Here is a 22,452-nt window from a genome sequence, read left to right on the forward strand (position 1 = left end):
TTATCTTCAAAAATAAAATCATAACTATCCTTCTTCTAAAAAGAGAAAGAAAAAAATCCAATATGAAAAAAATAATTTTTACCTCAATGAAAGCAATCGCAATTTTGGCATTCGTATTGTCGCTGTCTCAATGTAGTCAGTCTTCAGAAGATTCTCAACCAACGGATGATGATACTCCGGTTGGAACCAACGAAGTTGATTTTTGGCTTACCAAAGGAAACCAATCCGTTAAACTACAAAAGCAAAATGGATTATTAATTTTCGGAACACAACCAAATATAAATCCTGTAATTGAAGTAAAACCCAACATTACTTACCAAGAAATAGAAGGGTTTGGCTATTCATTAACCGGAGGGAGTGCTGAAGTGATTAATCAATTAAATGCAACAAAAAAACAAGAGTTACTTCAGGAACTTTTTGGATCTGGCGAAAATGATATTGCCGTAAGCTATCTACGAATCAGTATCGGAGCTTCTGATTTAAACAGCACTGTTTTTTCATATAACGATTTGCCAACCGGACAAACCGATATGAATCTTGAACAATTTAGTTTAGCACCGGATATGACGCATTTAATTCCGGTTTTAAAAGATATTTTACTCATTAATCCAAACATTAAAATCATGGGAAGCCCATGGTCGCCACCAGTTTGGATGAAAGATAACGGCAGTAGCATTGGAGGTAGTCTTCAACCACAATATTATGGTGTTTATGCACAGTATTTTGTAAAATTTATTCAAAAAATGCAAGAAGAAGGTATCAGAATCGATGCCATCACACCACAAAACGAACCATTACATCCCGGAAATAACCCGAGTATGTATATGACGGCAAATCAACAAGCAGATTTTATTAAAAATCACCTCGGACCTGCTTTTGCTGCAGCAAATATTAACACAAAAATTATTATTTATGACCACAATTGTGATCAGCCGGGTTATCCGATTGCTGTTTTAAATGATCCTGCAGCAAAAAGTTATATTACCGGTTCTGCTTTTCATCTTTATGGAGGTGATGTTAATGCGATGTCGCAAGTAAAAACTGCGCATCCTGACAAAGATTTATATTTTACAGAACAATATACTTCTAACACAGGTTCATTTGATGGTGATTTAAAATGGCATGTTAAAAATGTAATCATCGGAACCATGAAAAATTGGAGTAAAAATGCATTAGAATGGAATTTGGCAAACAATGCTTCATTCGGTCCACACACACCCGGAGGATGCACAACTTGCAAAGGAGCAATTACCATCAACAGTTCAAGCAGTTTTACAAGAAATGTTGCTTATTATATTATTGCTCATGCTTCCAAATTTGTTCCGGATGGTTCAGTTAGAATTGACAGTAATTCAAGTGGAGATATTCATAGTGTTGCCTTTAGAACTCCACAAGGGAAAAAAGTATTAATTGTTCTAAATGAAGGAAATATTGCCCAGTCATTTAACATTAAATTCAACCAAAAATGGGTAACTTCTTCACTCGATGCAGGTGCAGTTGGAACGTATGTTTGGTAAAATAATAATCAGTAAAAAAACACAAAATGAAATTTTCTATCGCCTTATTATTGGTTTCCGCAGTTGTTCTAGGACAAACAAAGAATAAAACCAATTCAGATAATCTACTGCCAAAACCGGTTACAATTTATACAACGGCTCCTGACTCCAACTTAAAAATGACCAAAACCGGTCAGGAAACTTTTAAGCACTACAGCCAACCTTTGGAAACACAATTGTGCATTTTTGTTCATCCAAACAAAAAAAATCAAACTTTCTTAGGAATTGGAGGAGCAATAACTGATGCCAGTGCCGAAGTTTTTGCTAAACTATCCAAAGAAAAACAAGAAGAATTTTTGAATGCTTATTTTGATAAGGAAAAAGGTATCGGCTATACCATCATTAGAACCAACATCCATAGCTGCGATTTTAGTTCCGAAAGTTACACCTATGTAGAAGAAGGTGATAAAGAATTAAAAACCTTTTCTATAGAACATGACAGAGCTTTTAAGATTCCATTAATCAAAAAAGCAATGGCAAAAGCAGGTAAAACCACGTTTTATGCTAGTCCGTGGAGTCCACCGGCTTTTATGAAAGATTCTAAAAATATGCTTAAAGGCGGTAAATTATTACCAGAATTCTATCAATCATGGGCAAATTACTATGTAAAGTTTGTACAAGCTTATGAAAAAGAAGGTATTCCGGTTTGGGGTTTAACCATTCAAAATGAACCAATGGCAACTCAAATTTGGGAATCGTGCATTTATACTGCCGAAGAAGAACGCGATTTCTTAAAAAAATACTTAGGGCCAACATTGCATAAAAATGGATTAAAAGACCTAAAAATCACCGTTTGGGATCATAACAGAGATTTACTTACGCAAAGAGCCAGCACCGTGTTAGATGATCCTGAAGCGGCCAAATATGTGTGGGGAATTGGTTTTCATTGGTATGAAAACTGGAGTGGCGGAAACCCGATGTTTGAAAATGTTGGAAAAGTACACCAAATGTATCCGGATAAAAATTTATTGTTCACCGAAGGTTGTGTAGAAAAATTCTCTGCCGAAAAATACCAATTTTGGGCAAACGGTCAACGTTACGGTCGTTCAATGATACACGATTTTAATAACGGAACCGTAGGTTGGACCGATTGGAATATTTTATTAGACCAAAACGGTGGACCAAATCACGTAGGTAACTTTTGTTTTTCACCCATTCATGGCGACACATCAACCGGAGAATTGATTTATACACCATCGTATTATTTCATTGGACATTTTTCAAAATTTATCAAACCGGGAGCAAAAAACATTAGTAATTCGGTTAGCCGAAGTCAGTTAATTGCCACTACTTTTCAAAATCCAAATGGAGAATTAGTAACCGTTGTAATGAACGAATCTGACAAAGAATTGACCTATTTATTAAGCAATAACAATCAAGTAAGCGAACTGAAAATTCCGGCAAAAGCGATACAGACATTGGTTTACTAATTCTTTTACACAATTAGATACACCAAGAAATAAAATAAAAGAGTATCTTTCCATAGACCTGACAGGTTTTAAAATTTGTCAGGTCTACATTTTTGAACATACAAGTATGAGTAAAAAGACAATTTTAGTTTTGATTATTTTTCTTTCAATTAGTTCTTTTTCGCAAGACAAATTGATTGAACAAAAGGTGGAGAATCTTTTGAAACAAATGACGTTGGAAGAAAAAATCGGACAACTTAATCAATATACCGGCGATGGTGGTGCGACCGGGCCAATTACCATAAACCCAAACAAACAAGCAGAAATCAAACAAGGTTTAATCGGTTCCATGCTCAATGTGATGGGGGTTCAACATACTCGTCAATACCAAGAATTAGCCATGCAATCCCGATTAAAAATTCCTTTGCTTTTTGGTTTAGATGTGGTACACGGATACAAAACTACCTTTCCGCTTCCTCTGGCCGAAGCAGCCAGTTGGGATATAGAAGCCATCGAAAAATCAGCAAGAATTGCAGCAATCGAAGCTTCTGCAAACGGAATTCACTGGACGTTTGCTCCCATGGTCGATATCGGCCGTGATCCACGTTGGGGCAGAGTGATGGAAGGAGCAGGAGAAGATACCTACTTAGGTTCCAAAATTGCATTTGCCCGTGTAAAAGGCTTTCAAGGAAAAAAATTAGGCGATTTAGACGCCGTTATGGCTTGTTCCAAACATTTTGCAGCCTACGGAGCTGCTGTGGGAGGAAGAGATTATAATTCCGTTGATATGAGCGAACGAATGCTTTGGGAAACTTATTTGCCACCTTTCAAAGCCACTGTTGAAGCCGGTGTTGCCACGTTTATGAACTCTTTTAACGATTTAAACGGAATTCCAGCAACAGGAAATTCCTATTTACAACGAGACATTTTAAAAGGCAAATGGAATTTCAAAGGTTTTGTGGTTTCCGATTGGGGTTCAATCGGCGAAATGATAGAACATGGCTATACAAAAAACGGTAAAGAAGCAGCTTTTTCAGCCATCACCGCAGGTAGCGATATGGATATGGAAAGTAATGCCTATCGCTATAATTTAGCCGCTTTAGTCAATGAAGGAAAAGTAGATATTTCTCTTGTAGACGATGCCGTTCGACGCATTTTATACAAAAAATTCGAATTAGGTTTGTTTGATGATCCGTACCGCTTTTCCAATGCAGAAAGACAAAAAAAGGCATTGAACAATCCTGAACACACCAAATTTGCTCGTGAAATTGCCGCAAAAAGTATTGTTTTACTCAAAAACGAAAACAATTTACTTCCGCTTTCCAAACAAATCAAAACGATTGCTTTTATTGGTCCTGCCGTAAAACCTGCTCGAGGAAACCACGGGTTTTGGTCAATTGATGTAAAAGAAGTCGATTCCACCTACATCATTTCACAACGGAAAGGATTAGAAAATAAAGTCGGCAAAAACACCAAACTACTTTATGCCAAAGGTTGCGGTTTCGAAGATACCAGTAAAGCCGGGTTTGACGAAGCCATTGCCGTAGCCAAACAAGCCGATGTAGTTGTTCTAAGCATTGGCGAACGTTGGGATATGAGTGGCGAAGCCAAAAGCCGAAGCAACATTCAATTACCCGGCGTGCAAGAAGATTTAGTAAAAGCCATTCACGCCACCGGAAAACCAATGGTCGTGCTCATTAATGCCGGAAGACCACTTGTTTTTGATTGGACAGCCGATAACGTTCCCGCCATTCTGTATACGTGGTGGTTGGGTAGCGAAGCCGGAAATGCCATTGCCGATGTGCTTTTTGGCGATTATAATCCGTCTGCCAAATTACCAATGACTTTCCCGAGAAGTGAAGGACAAATTCCCATTTACTACAATTATTTCAACACCGGAAGACCTTCAAAAGAAGAAAATCATACCAACTATGTTTCGGCGTATATCGATTTAAAAAACTCACCTAAATTTCCCTTCGGATATGGATTGAGTTATACCACATTTGAGTATTCTAACCTTCAACTTTCATCTTCAAAAATAAAAGAATCAGAAAAAATCACACTTTCATTTCAACTAAAAAATACGGGAAAAGTTGCAGGAGAAGAAGTTGTTCAACTGTATATTCAAGACAAATTTGCCTCGGTAGTTCGTCCTGTTAAAGAGTTGAAAGACTTTCAAAAAATAAAACTTCAACCTAACGAAACAAAAACAATTACGTTTATAATCGACAAAGAAAAACTCTCATTCTACAACCAAAAATTAGATTGGATAACCGAACCGGGCGAGTTTGAAGTCATGATCGGAACTTCTTCTGCTGATATTCGTTTAAATCAACTGTTTGAATTAATAAATTAAAAAGATGAAAATTTTCATTTTAGTAGTGTTGTTCTTTAGCAATGAAATTTATGCAGAGGTTAAACTAGCATCAATTTTTGCAGACAATATGGTGTTGCAACGTGACGTTAAAATACCAATTTGGGGTTGGGCAGCGGTTAATGAACATATTACAGTTCAATTTCACAACCAATCAAAATCCACCAAAGCCGATCATAACGGAAAATGGATTGTTTATTTAGACAAAGAAAATGCCGGCGGACCATTTGTTTTAACTGTCAAAGGCAAAAACACTATCCAAATTAAAAATATTTTAGTTGGCGAAGTTTGGATTTGCTCCGGACAATCAAACATGGAATGGACAGTCGGACAAGCTGAAAATGCAACCGAAGAAATTGCATCAGCCAATTTTTCAACCATTCGACACATAAAAATCCCTAAAGAAGTTAATAGTCAGCCCAATAGCGATTTTAAAACTACGCCATGGGAAGTTTGTTCACCACAAACCGTTGAAAATTTTACTGCTGTTGGCTATTTTTTTGCTAAAGAATTGACTCAAGAAGTGGCCATTCCAATTGGTCTAATCAATGCTTCTTGGGGCGGAACAAATATTGAAACATGGATTAGTAAACAAGGTTTTGAATTGGAGGCCGAGTTTCGAGAAATGATTCAAACCATGCCAAAAATTAACTTAGATTCACTTTTAAAACTAAAAATAGAATCAGCAGAAAAACAAATCGAAAGTATACAAAATGCCAAACTAGATTCAAAAAAAGCAGCATCATTCAACTTAGTTGATGTAAACGATTCAACTTGGCCCGAAATGCAACAACCCGGCATTTGGGAAACACAACAATTAGGAAATTTTGACGGTGTTGTTTGGTTGCGAAAGCAGTTTCATTTAGAAAAGGCAACCAACGCAATTATCCTAGAAATTCCGGCAATTGATGATAACGATATTACCTACGTGAACGGAATTAAAATTGGTCAAACAAACGGCTGGGATAAAAAAAGAACCTATCAAATTCCGGCAGAAATTCTCAAAACCGGACAAAATACAATCGCTATTCGCATAGAAGATAATGGCGGCGGAGGCGGAATTCATGGCGACGAAAACGAATTGAAATTGACCTTCCAAAACAAAGAAATTCCGCTCGCAGGAAAATGGAAATTTCAAGTAGAATCAATTAAAAACAGCATCAACGAAAATGATTTTCCTTCGCTTTGCTACAATGCCATGATTCATCCGCTCATTCCGTTTGCATTCAAAGGAGTACTTTGGTATCAAGGCGAGAGCAATGCAGCCAGAGCCTATCAATATCGAAAAGCTTTTCCGTTATTAATCCACGATTGGCGACAAAAATGGCAAACAGATTTCCCGTTCTATTTTGTTCAATTGGCAACCTTTACAACTGCGGGAAACAGCAACCAAGGCTGTGATTGGGCAGAATTGCGAGAAGCTCAAACTCAAACATTAGCCCTAAAAAACACCGGAATGGTTGTAACGACCGACATTGGTGATCCAACCGACATTCATCCCAAAAACAAACAAACAATTGGTAAGCGAATGTCAACCATTGCCTTACACAATTTACACCAAAAAAACAAAATACATGAAGGTCCAACGTTTCAGTCTTTTCAAAAAAATGAAAACCAATTAATCATTACTTTTCAAAACACAGGAAAAGGATTGACAACCACCAACGATTACGGATTTGTAAATGGGTTTGAAATAGCCGGACAAGATCAGCATTTTCACACCGCCAAAGCCTATATCAAAAACAATAAAATAATCGTAAGTAGCGATAAAGTGCCAAACCCTGTTGCCGTTCGTTTCGGTTGGATTGGCGATGCATCGCATTGCAATTTGTTCAATATAGAAGGATTTCCTGCCGTTCCATTTCGTTCAGACGATTGGAAAATAAGCACAGAAGCCGTCAAATATACCATTTCAACCCACTAATTTTTTTCAACTTCATATTTGTTTTCTTAAAAGGCATTCAGCATTTGTTGAGTGCTTTTTTTGTGGGCGTTTACGGGCTTTCCGTTACAAGTCCTCGCCAAAAATGCAATTTTCTAAAGTCACAAAAGAGCTTCCTTTGGTCGCTTTTTGTGCCTAAGAAAATTTGCATTTTTTGGCTCCGGGCTTTTCACTGCAATCCCTAACGCAAATCCTGCTCAAAAAGAAAATTTAGTATATTTGAAGAACATACAAACAATTATGCGATTTCTACTTCTCTCCGTTTTTTTATTCATATCCGGACTAAATTTTAGTCAAAATTACCAACAATACGTCAATCCATTCATCGGAACAGGCGGAACCGGACACACATTTCCCGGAGCAACCGTACCATTCGGAATGGTTCAACTTTCTCCAGACACCCGCATCGACGGCAGTTGGGAAGGCTGTTCCGGCTATCATTATTCCGACAACCGAATTTATGGTTTCTCGCACACCCATCTCAATGGAACCGGCGTTTCCGATTATGGCGATATTTTGTTAATGCCAAGCATGGGCGAACCTTCGTTTGATAACAAAATCTATTCTTCCACTTTTTCACATGCCAACGAAAAAGCATCCGCCGGATTTTATTCCGTTAAATTAGATAAACACAACATCGATGTCCGATTGACAACATCCACAAGAGTTGGTTTTCACGAATATACCTTCAATGAAAGTGGTTTAGCAAATATTATTTTAGACTTGAATCATCGTGATATATTGTTGGAAGGCTATGTTCGAGTTATTGACGATAAAACCATCGAATTATTGCGAAGAAGTGAAGCTTGGGCTCAAAATCAATATGTTTATGCCAGAATTGAGTTCAATGTTCCTTTAAAAATCAATAAAGAAAAAACGAATTTCAAAGGAATTAAAGGGGAATACCAAGGAACTGAACTTGCTCTTAGTTTCTCCAAAAAAGTCAAAAAAGGCGAAAAAATACTCGTCAAAGTAGCCCTTTCACCCACAGGATATGATGGTGCACAACTCAACAGCACCGAAATCACACATTGGAATTTTGAAAAAGTAAAAAAAGCGGCAGAAGAATTATGGAACAAAGAACTATCCAAAATTGAAGTCACTTCTAATGATAAAAACAAACTCACTATTTTCTACACAGCTTTGTATCACACCATGATGCAACCCAACATTGCTCAAGATTTAGACGGAAAATACCGAGGTCGCGACAACAAAATTCATCAAGCCGAAGGATTTGATTATTACACCGTTTTTTCCCTTTGGGATACGTTTCGAGCCGCTCATCCGCTTTATACATTAATTGATAAAAAACGAACTTCCGATTACATCAATACCTTTATCAAACAATTTGAACAGGGCGGTCGTTTGCCCGTCTGGGAATTGGCTTCCAACGAAACCGATTGTATGATTGGTTATCATTCCGTTTCCGTGATTGCTGATGCGATGGTCAAAGGCATCAACGGTTTTGATTATGAAAAAGCGTATCAAGCTGCCAAACATTCCGCTATGTTGGATCATTTAGGGTTGGATGCCTACAAAAAACAAGGTTTTATTTCCATTGATGACGAACACGAAAGTGTTTCCAAAACATTAGAATATGCCTATGACGATTGGTGCATCGCTCAAATGGCTCAATTGCTTGGTAAAAGTGAAGATTATCAATATTTCATGTTGCGTTCTCAAAATTGGAAAAACCTTTTCAATTGGGAAACAGGATTTATTCAACCTAAGAAAAATGGCGGTTGGGATAAACCCTTCGACCCAAAAGAAGTCAATAACAATTACACCGAAGCTAATGGCTGGCAATACACTTTTTTTGTTCCACAGGACATTCCGGGAATGATAGAAGCAATGGGTGGAAAAGAAAAATTTGAAGCCAAATTAGACGAAATGTTTAATTCTGTCAGTGAAACATCCGGCCGTCATCAAGTCGACATCACCGGTTTAATCGGGCAATATGCTCACGGAAACGAACCGAGTCATCACGTGGCGTATTTGTACAATTATGTCAACAAACCTGAAAAAACGAAAGAAAAAGTGCATTTCATTTTAGATAATTTCTATAAAAATGACCCCGATGGCTTAATTGGTAACGAAGATTGCGGACAAATGAGTGCGTGGTATGTTTGGAGTGTTTTAGGTGAATATCCAGTTTGTCCAGGAAAACTTTATGATGTTTACCAAAATGATTTATATTTTGACAAAATAGTAGTAAATCTTGAAAATGGAGAAAAAATTATAAATTCGGAAGAGCAAAGAAAAATCAACAGAGAAAAATCAATTCAACAAGAGGAAGAAAATTCTTCTGAAGAAATTGATTGGAATTTAGATTACGTAATTGAAGATATTATTATAGTTCCAGTAATTAAAGCAGAAAGTAAGACTTTTAAAGATAAAATGACTGTTGAAATTCAATCTTATCAATCAAAAAACAAAATCTATTACATGATTAATGAACATGGAGTAGATTATAGCACTTTTAAAAGAACGTTTATTCAATATACAAAACCATTTGAAATTGATAAAACAGCAGAAGTTATAGCTTATATTAAAAAAGGAGAAAATCAAAGTAACACCGTCTCCGCCACTTTCTTCAAAAAACCAAACAATTTCACCATCGATATCAAATCAAAATACAATCCGCAATACCACGCCGGTGGTCCGGAAGGCTTGATTGACGGTATTTTTGGTACAGAAAACTGGCGAAAAGGCGATTGGCAAGGGTATCAAACTCAAGATTTTGAAGCAATCATCGATATGCAATCCACCCGTGAAATCAATAAAATTACCGCCAATTTTCTACAAGATACCCGCTCATGGATTTTGATGCCAACCAAAGTGGAGTATTATATCTCAGATGATAATGTGAATTTTACGCTTTTCGACACGCAAAACAACACCATTGACCCGAAAGATTACAATTCCATCACAAAAGGATTTAAAAGCATCAAAAAACCTGTAAAAGCTCGCTACGTAAAAGTAAAAGCCACCAACTTCGGTAAATTACCCGAATGGCACCAAGGTTTTCCTTTTGATGGGGAGGCGTTTATTTTTGTGGATGAGATTACGGTGGAGTAGAGAAGTTTTTTGTTTGAAGTTTCAGGTTTCAAAACCTGCGACCAAAAATTTCCGTGTTTTCCGTGTTTTCTGTGAGCAACTAATCCTTCCAACCCCAAGGCGACTCAGGATTTTCAACCACTTCACTCAAATCAAACGACACCGAAAAAACCCGATCCGTTCCAATTCTGCGTAAATTATAAGTAAAAGCTTTTTCATCAACTGTTATCCACCAAACATTCATAGAAGCATACGGAATCAATTCGCTCGTAAATTCATCTGCCGGAAAAAATTGCATGTTTTGTGAGCCGCCATTTGTAGAGGTTCCTCCGTATTGCGTTACTTTGTCTGGTTTACCATTTTCATGACGGTGGTCGTGTTTGAGTGTAATTTTACCATTTTTATAGGTCAATACCCAAGTTCTGGATTTATCATCACCAACAAAAAAAGGAATACGAATTTTATTTTTCCCGCAGCTTTTTACGTGCATGACTAATTTTTTTCCTCGAAATTCATCGTTGGCAGGAGCTTCAATTATTTCGCCTTCAAATGATTTTCCGCAGTGTTTTTGCAGTGTTTCCCAGAATTTTTGGGTTTCCGATTTCTGTTGAGCATTCATTGAAAAGGAAATCAATAAAGCCAATAAAAAAGTCCATTTTTTCATACAATTGTTTTTTTGTGAAGATAAGAAAAAATCTCAAATTCGTATTTTGTATCTTTATCAAAAAAGAAAAAATGATTGTTTCACTCATTCAAGCTCCTTTAGTTTGGGAAAATCCCCCCGAAAACCGACTTTATTTTGAACAAAAGATAAAGGCAATTTCGCAACATACCGATTTAATTGTGCTTCCCGAAATGTTTACTTCCGGTTTTACAATGAATCCAAAATACGTTGCAGAAACAATGCAAGGCGAAACCATTTTATGGTTAATTGAACTCGCAAAAGCAAAAAACGCTGCTATAACCGGGAGTTTAGTCATTCAAGAAGATGAAAATTTTTTTAATCGAATGGTGTTTGTTTTTCCATCCGGAAAAGTTGAATATTATGATAAAAGACATCTTTTCACCTTAGCCGGAGAAGAAAAAGTCTATCAACCCGGAAAAGAAAAAAAGATAATTGAATATAATAACTGGAAAATCTGTTTGCAAGTGTGTTATGATTTACGTTTTCCTGTTTTTGCCAGAAATACCGAAGAATATGATTTGCTGATTTATGTGGCGAATTGGCCAAAAGTGAGAACAAATGCTTGGGATATTTTACTGAAAGCCAGAGCGGTAGAAAATTTAACGTATGCAATTGGTGTAAATAGAATTGGGTTTGATGATAATAACCATGAATATATTGGTCATTCGCAAGTGATTGATGAATTGGGAAATTATCTCTTGGAACCGAAGTTAAATGAACATGTTTTTCATATTGAGTTAGACAAAGAAAAAATGCTTGAAACTAGAAAAAAATTGAATTTTTTGAGTGATAGGGATGATTTTTTGTTGCTTATTGAACACTGAGACTGCGACTTTTTTTAAAGGAACACGGATTAGACGGATTCAAGAGATTTCCGCCGATTTTTGAATTCGCTTTGCTTAAAATGGATTGAAAAGGATTTCGTTTACTACTATTTTTCTGCTGAAAATTGCAACTGCGACTGAACACTTAACCAAAGGTTTATTCTCACAGAAAGCACGGAAAACACAGAATTTTTCTCTAGCGAAAACTCCAACTACTCACTTGAAACTCTCATTCAAAACTTGAAACTTCAAACCTGAAACTTTCATCAACCGCCACTAAACTTCAACGTTTGATTCACGTCCCAATTTGCACGAACTTCAACAGGTGTGGGGAAGTAGCGGACTTCTTCGGTTTGGCGTTTTTCCAGATAGCTTCCGGTGTCCCAAATTTTGTTTTTGTTTTCATCATAGATGATTCTTACCGTAAACATTGCGGGTTCAATAAGATTAAAATCTAAAACTGTTTCTCCTTCTGAATAAGCGGAGGCTATAACATTTCCTTTGTCGTTTGTTAGTTCAACGATTATTGGAAACGATTTAATTCCTTCTAATTTAAGCTGTAGGTTACCATAATCGGCTACATCCCTTGTAGAAACACGATAGCCGGTAGAATCACTTTCACGGTCTAATAAATCAGTAAAAGCACCTTTTTCAGTGGTGAAACTATACTTTTCAAGCGGCTCTTTTATAAAATCAATTTCAACTTCTTGTTTCAATTCATCATATTTGGTAGAAAATGCCACTGCTACCGAGTCTTTGTTGATTAATTTTATTTTTGAATCATCAATTTTTGTCAATGGGATAGAACTCGTGAGCGTAAATTTATCCCTAAAGTGCAAAGTGCCACTTTGTTTGGCTTTGATGCTCAGTGTATCCTTTCTTTGGTCTTTCATTTTAACCGTAAATTCCTTTTCAAAATTATTTCGATTAATTTTTAACGAAAGTGAATCGGTTTTTATAGGTTTAAACCAAATTTGAACAGAGTCTTTTCCCTCAAAAGGAGTGATGACAGTTGGAATAATTTCGCTACCGTTTTTCAATTCTGCTTTTAAATTATCTGCTTTTCCTTCGTGCCCAACTAGTATTCTATTTCCGGAAGCTTGAGTTGGTTTGGAAGGTTTAAACGGAAGTTCTTCTTTAAACAATTCTAATTCATACGCAAAATCACTTGGAACAGTTATCGTTTCACTAAAAAATGCAATTTTATCTAATTTTGGATCAAATTTGTTGTTGCTACTTTCGTCTTTCATAGCAATTAAAAGATACTTTCCTTCCTTTAAATTTTCCAGTTTAAAAGTTTTGCTGCTGTCTAACGTATTGGTGATGTATCGGGGAACTTCTTTATAAATGATAGAATCATAGAATTTTTCGTTTTTTTCATACAACATGACCGAAACGAAATTATCTGTTTTAAGATCAAAAGCATCTTTGATGGTTCCGTTTATTTCAAGCGAATCGATATATGTTCCGGTAGAAAAAATATACTTGAATTGTTGATACGGGTTTCCTTCGTTGTTATCTTGAATACTTTTCCCAAAATTAAAACTATACGTAGTATTTTCAAGTAATGTGTCTTTTATGGTGATCGTAATTTCTTTTGAAGCAACCGATGGCGTTATCAGCGGCTGAAGTTTCATTGGAGGAGAAATAATCATTTGCTTGTTAACATCTTTCAATTTTACATACTCGTCAAATTGAAGTTTAATGACATTTCCTTTAAAATTTGTTGAAAAATTCTTAGGTTCACTTAGCCTCAAAACAGGTGCAAGGGTGTCTTTCATACCACCGGTAATAAAACCTCGCTTGGCACAGCCCGTAAACAAAACCGAAATAAGAAGCAGAAAAATAATTCGCATAATTTTACCAAACACTTAAAGTTGCCACAAAATAACAATTATATTTAGTGTAAATGAAATGTTTTAGGTTTTTCTTTACTTATGATTAGTGAGTATAGGCCATACAAACAATACTCAAACGTGCTCCCGGTATTTTGAGGATGGCTTTTCCGCATTGTTCTAATGTTGAACCGGTTGTAATAACATCGTCGATTAAGAGAAAATGCTTGTTGTGATGATTTTCGGAGAATTCAACTTCAAAAATGGTTTTTTTGGCTTCTGTTCTTTCTAAAAAAGACTTTTTGGTTTGAGTTACAGAATACGAATTTCGGTGTAAAATATCCTCATAAAAGGGTATTTGTAATGATTTTGAAAGTGATTGACCAAATGTAGTTAATTGATTATATCCTCGTTCTTTCATCCTCTTTTTATGTAAAGGAACCGGTATAATCGCATCAAATTTTATTTCCGAATGAATTTTTTGCAACTCTTCACCATACCAATCTCCCAAAAAAGCACCCACTTGTTGACGGTTTCTGTATTTTAAATGATGAATAAGTTCCTGAACCATCCCTTTTTTATGAAAATAAAGCAAGGCAGAAGCATGTTCTAACGGTAAACGACCATAAAATGTTCGTAAAACCTCGTTGTCTGGAATTTCAGTGTGTCTTGTGAGTGGTAATTGATGTCTGCACCGTGCACAAACATAAATTTCATTGGTAAACAAAGGGTTTTTGCAGGCGAAGCAAACCTCTGGATAGAATAGATGGAGTATACTTTTGAGCATTTTGGCGTATATTAGGTTCGAAATGGCGTTTAGTTGAGCAACAAAAGTATGATTTTTTTTAAAACTTTAACAACTATGTGACATATCTACGCACTTTTTATATTTTTGCACCATTATGGCAAAACAAGAAGATAATTTTAAGAATGTAATTTCACACGCAAAAGAGTACGGATTCATTTTTCCGTCCAGTGAAATTTATGACGGTCTGAGTGCCGTGTACGATTATGCTCAAAACGGAGCAGAATTAAAGAAAAACATCCGAGAATATTGGTGGAAATCAATGGTGCAAATGCATGAAAACATCGTGGGAATTGACGCTGCGATTTTTATGCATCCAACTACTTGGAAAGCTTCCGGTCACGTGGATGCTTTCAATGACCCATTAATTGACAACAAAGATTCGAAAAAAAGATACCGTGCCGACGTTTTAATTGAGGATTATGCCGAAAAATTAAACCAAAAAGCACAAAAAGAAATTGATAAAGCCAGAGAACGTTTTGGTGATGCGTTTGACGAAGGTCAATATGTTGCAACCAATCCTCGTGTGATGGAATACAAAGCCAAACAACGCGAGATTTTGGAAAGAATGGCTCGTTCTTTGGGCAATGAAGATTTGGCCGATGTAAAGGCTTTAATTGAAGAATTAGAAATCGCTTGTCCGGAGTCAGGTTCACGAAATTGGACCGAAGTACGTCAATTTAACTTGATGTTCGGAACCAAATTAGGAGCTTCTGCCGACTCTGCGATGGATTTATATTTGCGTCCGGAAACTGCTCAAGGAATTTTTGTGAATTTCTTAAACGTGCAAAAATCGGGACGTATGAAAATTCCATTCGGAATTGCTCAAACCGGAAAAGCGTTTAGAAACGAGATTGTAGCTCGTCAGTTCATCTTCCGTATGCGTGAATTTGAACAAATGGAAATGCAATTTTTCGTGAAACCGGGCGAAGAGATGAAATGGTATGAATATTGGAAAGAAACCCGTTTAAAATGGCATTTATCATTAGGCTTAGGTAGAGAAAATTACCGTTTTCACGACCATGAAAAATTAGCTCATTATGCCAATGCTGCGGCAGATATTGAATTTAATTTCCCATTCGGATTTAAAGAATTGGAAGGAATTCACTCCAGAACTGACTTTGATTTAAAAGCTCACGAACAATATTCAGGAAAGAAATTACAATATTTTGATACTGAGGAAAATAAAAACTATGTTCCGTATGTAGTAGAAACTTCAGTTGGTTTAGACAGAATGTTCTTGGCTGTTTTCGCTAATTCATTAACAGAAGAAGCCTTAGAAGACGGTTCAACCCGAACAGTTTTGCGTTTGCCATCGGTTTTAGCACCAACAAAAGCAGCCATTTTACCTTTGGTTAAGAAAGACGGTTTACCTGAAATTTCCCGTAAAATTGTAGAAGAATTGAAATGGGATTTCAATGTGGCTTATGATGAAAAAGATGCCGTAGGTCGTCGTTACAGAAGACAAGATGCATTAGGAACTCCGTTTTGTATCACTGTTGATCATCAAACCATAGAAGATGAAACGGTTACCATCCGTCATAGAGATTCAATGCAACAAGACCGTGTGAAAATTTCTGAATTAAGAGATATTATCGCGAATGATGTTTCGATGCGAAATTGGTTGATGAAAATGTAATAACCATTCAATAATATGTAATAAGGCTTTCCATTCGGGAAGCCTTATTTGTTTAAATTTGCAAGACATTTTTAGAGTATGGAATCGAATGATTTTCAAAATTACTTTTATTTTTTAGTTGCTGCACTTGTTTTAGTGGTGGGAATAGCTCTTTTTTTGGGATATAAATTATTTAAATCTTTAAAAAGAAAAGAAGCTATCGAATCGCAATTTCAACAATTAGAGGATAAAGTAAGCAATTTACAACTAGAAACGTTGGAGGCAAAACTGAATCCACATTTGTTTAAAAACATATTGAATTCTATTCAATCACATGCTTATCAAACCTATTTTGCATTAGATAAACTAGCGAATGTGTTGGATTATATTTTATACGAAAGTCGAAAAAAATTCGTCACGCCAAAAGATGAAATTGAATTTGCTTGTAACTTAATAGAAATCAATAAAATAAAAGTCAGTCCGCTTTTTGAATTAAAAGTCAAAATGAAGGTGAAGGAAGAAGAATTGCTTTATAATCAAAAGTTAATTGCTCCGATGATTTCCATTGATTTAATAGAAAATGCCTTCAAACATGCTGATTTACAAAGTGCAGATGCTTTTATTTCCATTGTATTTGAATTTAAAGAAAGTGTTTTCAGCTTAACCGTTTCCAACAAAATTTCTCGAAAATCAAAATTAGAGAAAGAAAAAGGAGGTTTTGGAACTCAAACTCTTGAACAAAGATTAAAAATCATCTACAAAGATCATTTTAAACTGGATCGATTTGTTGAAAAAGACGTTTATATTGCTCACTTAAAAATTAATTTACTTGAACACAAAGCTGAAATGCTTGCTGCTAGACGATGAGCTGCCCGGATTAACTTATTTGAAAATGCTTTGCGAACAAATTCCTGAATTGGAAGTAGTCAAAGCATTTAACAACCCCGATGTGTTTTTAAGTGAAATTCTCGAATTAGATTTTGATTTATGCATTTTAGACATCGAAATGCCAATGATTTCGGGCATTGAATTGGCAAATCTATTACAAGGAAAACTTATCATTTTTGCTACAGCTTACAAAGAATTTGCTTTGGATGCTTTTGAATTGGATGCAGTGGATTATTTGCAAAAACCTATCAAAAAAGAGCGTCTGCAAATGGCTGTTCAAAAGGCATTGAAAAGAATTCAGCAGGAAATTCCAACCAAAAAATTTACTCAACTACAAGCAGATAAAGGCAAAATACTACTATATTTCGACAAAATCAATTATATCAAAACTGCTTCCATTGACAGTAGAGACAAAGAAGTTTTGCTGGATGATGGCTCAACCGTTATTTTAAAAAATATTTCTTTCGAAAAATTACTGGAATTATTGCCAACTTCAGATTTTTGCCGAATAAATAAACATGAAATCATCAAACTTAGTATTGTTCAGTTTTTTTCAGCTGATTTGATTACTACAAATTGTACTTTAAAAGAGAAAAACCTTGTGCTTACGTTAGGAAATTCATTCAAAAAGGATTTTTTATCAAAACTCACGTTATAAGTCGTTACATTTTTTTGCCTTTTCATTACAAAAATGAAATGTTCTATTTCAGTAGCGGATTTTGCTATTTTGAAATGATAGAATTTTGAGGAAATTAAATGAATTTCCGATGAAAAACTTTAAAAACTCATTCTTCTACATTCTAATTATTGGTGGATTTTCTGCTTTGATGTATTGGATTTCCGTTCAAGGCGAAAGACTGGAATACAATAGAAATATTGAAGTCGTTTCTACCAATTTATCACAATGGGATTCGTTTTTAGAATCAATTACGCACAACATTCATCATCCGTTAGCGATACTTTTAGCTCAAATTGTTACGATAATTTTAGTCGCCAGAATGTTTGGTTGGATTTGCAAAAAAATCGGTCAACCTTCGGTTATTGGTGAAATTATTGCCGGAATTGTACTAGGACCTTCGTTATTCGGAATGTATTTCCCTGAATTTTCAGCCAATCTTTTTCCTGCTGAGTCATTGGGAAATTTACAATTTCTTAGCCAAATAGGACTTATTTTATTCATGTTTGTTATTGGAATGGAGTTAGACCTCAAAGTGCTTCAAAACAAAGCTCATGACGCAGTTGTAGTAAGTCATGCCAGTATCATTATTCCGTTTGCTTTAGGAATGGGATTGGCGTATTACATTTATGAATCGTTTGCTCCCGAAGGAGTTCAATTTGCCTCATTTGGATTGTTTTTGGGAATTGCGATGAGTATTACAGCTTTTCCGGTTTTAGCTCGTATCGTCCAAGAACGTGGCATACATAAAACACGTCTAGGAACAATGGTCATCACCTGTGCCGCAGCAGATGATATTACTGCATGGTGTTTGCTTGCAGCGGTTATTGCCATTGTCAAAGCAGGTTCATTTGTGAGTTCGCTCTATATCATTGCACTTGCTGCTATTTATGTGTTGTTGATGCTAAAATTGGTTCGACCCTTCTTAAAAAGAGTAGGAGATTTATATGCAACGAAAGAAAAATTGAGTAAACCAGTTGTAGCCATCTTTTTTGTGACACTGATTGTTTCTTCGTATGCTACGGAAATTATTGGAATTCACGCCTTGTTTGGTGCGTTTATGGCAGGTGCAATTATGCCGGATAACATGCGTTTCAGAACACTTTTTATAGAGAAAGTAGAAGATGTTTCCATCGTTTTACTTTTACCGTTATTTTTTGTTTTTACTGGTTTGCGAACCCAAATCGGACTTTTAAATGATTCTTATTTATGGAAAGTGACAGGTTTAATCATTTTAGTTGCAGTTATCGGAAAATTTCTCGGAAGTGCTTTAGCCGCCAAATTTGTGGGTCAGAATTGGCGTGACAGTTTAACCATTGGTGCGTTAATGAACACCAGAGGTTTAATGGAATTGGTCGTTTTGAACATTGGATTTGATTTAGGAGTGCTCACACCAGAAGTTTTTGCAATGATGGTAATTATGGCATTGGTAACCACCTTTATGACCGGTCCGGCACTGAATTTAATAGACCGAATCTTCAAAAAACCCACAGATGAAACTATTCCTGTAGAAATTATTGATTCAGGAAAATATAAAATGCTGATTTCGTTTGGAGATGCTAAAAATGGTAAAGCTCTTTTACGTTTAAGTCATTTTTTTACTAAAAAGCAAGGTGAAAATGCGTTGATTACCGCCATGCACTTGACACCTACCAACGAAATCAATCATATTAACATTGAAAATTATGAAAAGGAAAGTTTTGAACCCATTTTAAACGAAGCCCAAAATATAGATCAAAAGGTCTCCACTTTTTTTAAAGCATCGAATGATATTGATTCTGACATAGCCAAAACGGCCAATCAAGGTGATTTTGATTTGCTTTTAATAGGTTTGGGACAATCAATGTTTGAAGGAAGTTTTTTAGGTAAAATTTTAGGATTTACTACCAGAATCATTACTCCGGATCGTATTTTTAATACAATTTCAGGGAAAGAAAACATTTTTGAAGAATCAATTTTTGACGATAGAACACGTCAGATTTTGATGAAAACTGAAGTTCCGGTTGGGATTTTAGTGGATAAAAAATTCACCAAAGCAGACATTGTTTTTGTTCCTATTTTTGATAAAAGTGATGCTTATTTGATAAATTATGCTCAAAAACTCATTCACAACAACGAATCTCAGATTACGATTTTAGATTCTAAAGGATTAATCAAAAACAATCCTGAAATCAAAGAAATGATTCGTTCCATTGAACAAAAAGCACCTAATCACATTACGCTGCTAAACGAACAAAAAATAGAAAAAGAATTCTTGCTTAAACAGGATTTGATGTTGATTAGTCTCAACAGCTGGAAAAAATTGGTTGAAACTAGAGGAATTTGGTTGAGCAACACACCTTCAACGTTAATAATTCAGAAATAAAACATTGCAAAAATTATTAAAGTAAAAAATCCCAAACTCACTCGAATTTGGGATTTTTCTTTTTAAACATTTTCTTTAATAAATTCCTCAGAAAAAGCTTTGATTTGATCGCGAACCCTTCTGAATTCTGCAATTAGTTCTTTTGCGGTTCCTGATGCTTTTGACGGATCTTCAAAACTATGGTGAATTGTTTTTGTTTTGGTTGGGAAAAACGGACAAGCTTCTTTAGCATTATCACAAACGGTAATAACAAAATCAAATTCAATATCGGCATATTCATCCACGTGATTAGAAGTATGTTTCGAAATATCAATACCGTCTTCGGCCATAATTCCAATTGCAAACGGATTCAAACCGTGTACTTCCACACCGGCACTGTAAACCTGTGCTTTATCGTTAGCAAAATGCTTTAAATAACCATGAGCCATTTGGCTTCTGCACGAATTTCCGGTGCATAGAACGAGAATTTTTTTCATTTTATTTGTAGTATTTGTGTTTTAACCAAAAAGATACTCTTACCAGCAAAATCAATGCAGGTACTTCCACAAGAGGGCCAATGACACCCGTAAAGGCTTGTCCGCTATTCAATCCGAAAACGGCAATGGCAACTGCAATCGCTAATTCAAAATTGTTTCCGGCAGCTGTAAATGAAACCGCTGCGTTTTGATCATAAGGAGCTCCAACTGCTTTTGTTACAAAAAAGCCAATGATGAACATAATTGCAAAATAAATGAGCATCGGAATGGCAATCAATACAATATCAAGCGGAATTGTGACAATTAATTCGCCTTTTAAACTAAACATGACCACAATGGTGGCTAACAAAGCGATTAATGTGATGGGTGATATGGTTGGGATGAATTTCGTGTTATACCATTCTTCGCCTTTTAGTTTTACTAAAATGATTCGGCTTAAAAAACCCAACAAAAAGGGTAATCCGAGATAAATCGCTACACTTTCGGCAATGGTTGCAATTGAAATATCAACAATCGCTCCTTCAAAACCAAAATAGGGTGGAAGAATCGTTATGAATATCCAAGCATAAAAACTGTAGAAAAACACTTGAAAAACACTGTTTAAGGCGACTAATCCTGCTCCGTATTCTTTGCTTCCTTCGGCTAAATCATTCCAAACCAAAACCATCGCAATGCAACGAGCTAATCCTATAAGAATTAGTCCAATCATATAGTCCGGATGATCTTTTAGGAAAATTATCGAAAGAAAGAACATCAAAAACGGACCAATTATCCAATTTAATAGCAATGAAATAGATAGAATTTTTGTGTTTTTAAATACTTTTGGTAATAATCTGTAATCTACCTTGGCTAATGGCGGATACATCATTAAAATTAACCCAATAGCAATTGGAATGTTGGTTGTGCCGGAACTCATTCCGTTGATGTTTTCTGCTACAGATGGAATATAATAACCTAAACCAACACCAATAAACATTGCAATAAAAATCCACAACGTTAAATACGAATCTAAAAATGATAGTTTTTTCATAGTCAACTAATTAGCAACAACCTGATTCCGGTGTGCAACAACCTGCTGTAACTTCGGCTAATTTTACTTTTTGTTTCGGAGTGCCACAGGTTTCGCCACGATCTATTGCTTTGCATTGTGTTTTATCTGCAATTAAATTGACAATGATTTCATCTTCAGAAAATTGAAAATCTTGCGGATGCATTTGTCTTGTGTCAAAAGTATCGTTTCCAAATTCAATTTTAACGGTTACATTTGGATTTAAAGGCAGTGATTTTTCAACCACATCAATAATTTGTAAAGCTTTAGCAGCTGTCATTGAACGCGGACTTTCTTTTTGCGAAGGTTCCCAAAGTTGCAGTATAATTTCTGTCCACGCATTCATTTTTCCGCCACAATCGACTGAAGTGATTGCATTTTGTTTGATTTCTGTAATATGAAAAGAAGGGTGCACAAATTGATTTTCACCAAATTGAAATTGCAAATGCAAATTCGGGTGTTGCACTAATTGATTTTTAAATTCTGACCAGTTCATAATTATTTGTTTTTTTAACAGCAGTCAAATGGGCTACCATCGGGTTTACTAATTGTTTTGATAAATGCTTTCACTTTTTTCCAAGTTTCTAAATCTAAGCAGTAACAGATATTGTTTCCGCTAATATTCCCTTTGATTAGATTCACTTTTTTAAGTTCAGCCAGATGTCTTGAAACTGTAGATTGTGCCAAAGGAAGCACTTCTACAATTTCTCCGCACACACAAGAAGGCATGTTACTCAATAATTTTATGATAGCAATGCGAGCCGGATGCCCTATTGCTTTAAGGATTTCGGCCATTTCGTTGGTCTCTTGAGAGAAGCCTGTTGTTTTTGTTATTCCCATATCGCAATATTACGATAAGCTTTTAAATAATACAAGTTTTTTAACGGAAATTTT

General features: G+C 35.6%; 17 protein-coding genes. 10 read left to right on the top strand and 7 right to left on the bottom strand.

The genetic code is table 11. From position 1 onward, the window contains the following. The first annotated feature begins 62 nt into the window (after positions 1-62). From AC23MC_RS09565 to AC23MC_RS09585, 5 genes are all read left to right on the top strand, one after another. Positions 63-1,517 (top strand): glycoside hydrolase family 30 protein, encoded by a 1,455-nt coding sequence (locus AC23MC_RS09565; protein WP_487568092.1) that lies wholly within the window; start codon positions 63-65, stop codon positions 1,515-1,517. A 26-nt stretch (positions 1,518-1,543) separates the two neighbouring features. Then, positions 1,544-2,986: a glycoside hydrolase family 30 protein gene (locus AC23MC_RS09570; protein WP_487568091.1), complete on the top strand. Its 1,443-nt coding sequence runs from the start codon at positions 1,544-1,546 to the stop codon at positions 2,984-2,986. Between the two features lie 106 nt (positions 2,987-3,092). Further along, positions 3,093-5,321 (top strand): beta-glucosidase BglX, encoded by a 2,229-nt coding sequence (bglX, locus tag AC23MC_RS09575; RefSeq protein WP_487568090.1) that lies wholly within the window; start codon positions 3,093-3,095, stop codon positions 5,319-5,321. Between the two features lie 4 nt (positions 5,322-5,325). Beyond that, positions 5,326-7,263 (top strand): sialate O-acetylesterase, encoded by a 1,938-nt coding sequence (locus AC23MC_RS09580; RefSeq protein WP_487568089.1) that lies wholly within the window; start codon positions 5,326-5,328, stop codon positions 7,261-7,263. A 258-nt stretch (positions 7,264-7,521) separates the two neighbouring features. Beyond that, positions 7,522-10,359: a GH92 family glycosyl hydrolase gene (locus AC23MC_RS09585; protein ID WP_487570643.1), complete on the top strand. Its 2,838-nt coding sequence runs from the start codon at positions 7,522-7,524 to the stop codon at positions 10,357-10,359. 79 nt (positions 10,360-10,438) lie between these two features. Here the strand turns inward: AC23MC_RS09585 and AC23MC_RS09590 are convergent, their stop codons facing one another. Next, positions 10,439-11,002 carry a hypothetical protein gene (locus tag AC23MC_RS09590; protein ID WP_487568087.1) on the bottom strand — a complete coding sequence of 188 codons (564 nt, stop codon included), beginning with the start codon at positions 11,000-11,002 and terminating at the stop codon, positions 10,439-10,441. Between the two features lie 71 nt (positions 11,003-11,073). On the opposite strand from AC23MC_RS09590, the gene AC23MC_RS09595 reads away from it, so the two are divergent. Further along, positions 11,074-11,847 (top strand): amidohydrolase, encoded by a 774-nt coding sequence (locus AC23MC_RS09595; RefSeq protein WP_487568086.1) that lies wholly within the window; start codon positions 11,074-11,076, stop codon positions 11,845-11,847. A gap of 266 nt (positions 11,848-12,113) precedes the next feature. Here AC23MC_RS09595 and AC23MC_RS09600 read toward each other — a convergent pair whose 3' ends face one another. Then, complete coding sequence (locus tag AC23MC_RS09600; protein WP_487568085.1) at positions 12,114-13,703, bottom strand: Ig-like domain-containing domain; 1,590 nt, start codon at positions 13,701-13,703, stop codon at positions 12,114-12,116. A gap of 85 nt (positions 13,704-13,788) precedes the next feature. After that, entirely contained in the window at positions 13,789-14,469 is a 681-nt protein-coding gene (locus AC23MC_RS09605) for a ComF family protein (protein WP_487568084.1), read from the bottom strand. A gap of 115 nt (positions 14,470-14,584) precedes the next feature. Here AC23MC_RS09605 and AC23MC_RS09610 point away from each other — a divergent pair, with 115 nt between their 5' ends. From AC23MC_RS09610 to AC23MC_RS09625, 4 genes are all read left to right on the top strand, one after another. Then, on the top strand, positions 14,585-16,126 hold the full coding sequence (locus tag AC23MC_RS09610) for a glycine--tRNA ligase (RefSeq protein WP_487568083.1): 1,542 nt from the start codon (positions 14,585-14,587) through the stop codon (positions 16,124-16,126). 78 nt (positions 16,127-16,204) lie between these two features. Further along, positions 16,205-16,972, top strand: coding sequence for a sensor histidine kinase (locus AC23MC_RS09615; RefSeq protein ID WP_188361382.1), 768 nt, complete (start codon positions 16,205-16,207; stop codon positions 16,970-16,972). After that, positions 16,935-17,651: a LytR/AlgR family response regulator transcription factor gene (locus AC23MC_RS09620; RefSeq protein WP_487568082.1), complete on the top strand. Its 717-nt coding sequence runs from the start codon at positions 16,935-16,937 to the stop codon at positions 17,649-17,651. Before AC23MC_RS09615 ends, AC23MC_RS09620 begins: the two co-directional genes overlap by 38 nt. 109 nt (positions 17,652-17,760) lie before the next feature. Beyond that, positions 17,761-20,034 carry a cation:proton antiporter gene (locus AC23MC_RS09625; protein ID WP_487568081.1) on the top strand — a complete coding sequence of 758 codons (2,274 nt, stop codon included), beginning with the start codon at positions 17,761-17,763 and terminating at the stop codon, positions 20,032-20,034. 62 nt (positions 20,035-20,096) lie between these two features. Here the strand turns inward: AC23MC_RS09625 and AC23MC_RS09630 are convergent, their stop codons facing one another. The 4 genes from AC23MC_RS09630 to AC23MC_RS09645 are packed head-to-tail and all read right to left on the bottom strand — an operon-like array spanning position 20,097 to position 22,398. Beyond that, a complete protein-coding gene (locus tag AC23MC_RS09630; protein WP_248436097.1) occupies positions 20,097-20,510 on the bottom strand; it encodes an arsenate reductase ArsC in 414 nt (137 codons plus the stop codon). Between the two features lies 1 nt (position 20,511). Continuing rightward, positions 20,512-21,540 carry an ACR3 family arsenite efflux transporter gene (gene arsB / locus AC23MC_RS09635; RefSeq protein WP_487568080.1) on the bottom strand — a complete coding sequence of 343 codons (1,029 nt, stop codon included), beginning with the start codon at positions 21,538-21,540 and terminating at the stop codon, positions 20,512-20,514. Between the two features lie 10 nt (positions 21,541-21,550). Continuing rightward, positions 21,551-22,054, bottom strand: a complete 504-nt coding sequence (locus AC23MC_RS09640) for a DUF6428 family protein (RefSeq protein WP_487568079.1) — start codon at positions 22,052-22,054, stop codon at positions 21,551-21,553. 14 nt (positions 22,055-22,068) lie between these two features. Next, the gene (locus AC23MC_RS09645; protein WP_248436093.1) at positions 22,069-22,398 is read right to left on the bottom strand and encodes an ArsR/SmtB family transcription factor; all 330 of its coding nucleotides are present in this window, start codon (positions 22,396-22,398) and stop codon (positions 22,069-22,071) included. Positions 22,399-22,452: the final 54 nt, after the last annotated feature.

Source organism: Flavobacterium sp. T50_26 (genome assembly GCF_057652995.1).

Excerpts from the sequence above, each read along its gene's own strand:
- AC23MC_RS09585 (WP_487570643.1), top strand. The coding sequence starts at position 7,522 with ATGCGATTTCTACTTCTCTCCGTTTTTTTATTCATATCCGGACTAAAT.
- AC23MC_RS09600 (WP_487568085.1), bottom strand. The coding sequence starts at position 13,703 with ATGCGAATTATTTTTCTGCTTCTTATTTCGGTTTTGTTTACGGGCTGT.
- AC23MC_RS09580 (WP_487568089.1), top strand. The coding sequence starts at position 5,326 with ATGAAAATTTTCATTTTAGTAGTGTTGTTCTTTAGCAATGAAATTTAT.
- AC23MC_RS09615 (WP_188361382.1), top strand. The coding sequence starts at position 16,205 with ATGGAATCGAATGATTTTCAAAATTACTTTTATTTTTTAGTTGCTGCA.
- AC23MC_RS09640 (WP_487568079.1), bottom strand. The coding sequence starts at position 22,054 with ATGAACTGGTCAGAATTTAAAAATCAATTAGTGCAACACCCGAATTTG.
- bglX (WP_487568090.1), top strand. The coding sequence starts at position 3,093 with ATGAGTAAAAAGACAATTTTAGTTTTGATTATTTTTCTTTCAATTAGT.
- arsB (WP_487568080.1), bottom strand. The coding sequence starts at position 21,540 with ATGAAAAAACTATCATTTTTAGATTCGTATTTAACGTTGTGGATTTTT.
- AC23MC_RS09565 (WP_487568092.1), top strand. The coding sequence starts at position 63 with ATGAAAAAAATAATTTTTACCTCAATGAAAGCAATCGCAATTTTGGCA.
- AC23MC_RS09625 (WP_487568081.1), top strand. The coding sequence starts at position 17,761 with ATGAAAAACTTTAAAAACTCATTCTTCTACATTCTAATTATTGGTGGA.
- AC23MC_RS09645 (WP_248436093.1), bottom strand. The coding sequence starts at position 22,398 with ATGGGAATAACAAAAACAACAGGCTTCTCTCAAGAGACCAACGAAATG.
- AC23MC_RS09610 (WP_487568083.1), top strand. The coding sequence starts at position 14,585 with ATGGCAAAACAAGAAGATAATTTTAAGAATGTAATTTCACACGCAAAA.
- AC23MC_RS09630 (WP_248436097.1), bottom strand. The coding sequence starts at position 20,510 with ATGAAAAAAATTCTCGTTCTATGCACCGGAAATTCGTGCAGAAGCCAA.
- AC23MC_RS09595 (WP_487568086.1), top strand. The coding sequence starts at position 11,074 with ATGATTGTTTCACTCATTCAAGCTCCTTTAGTTTGGGAAAATCCCCCC.
- AC23MC_RS09590 (WP_487568087.1), bottom strand. The coding sequence starts at position 11,002 with ATGAAAAAATGGACTTTTTTATTGGCTTTATTGATTTCCTTTTCAATG.
- AC23MC_RS09570 (WP_487568091.1), top strand. The coding sequence starts at position 1,544 with ATGAAATTTTCTATCGCCTTATTATTGGTTTCCGCAGTTGTTCTAGGA.
- AC23MC_RS09605 (WP_487568084.1), bottom strand. The coding sequence starts at position 14,469 with ATGCTCAAAAGTATACTCCATCTATTCTATCCAGAGGTTTGCTTCGCC.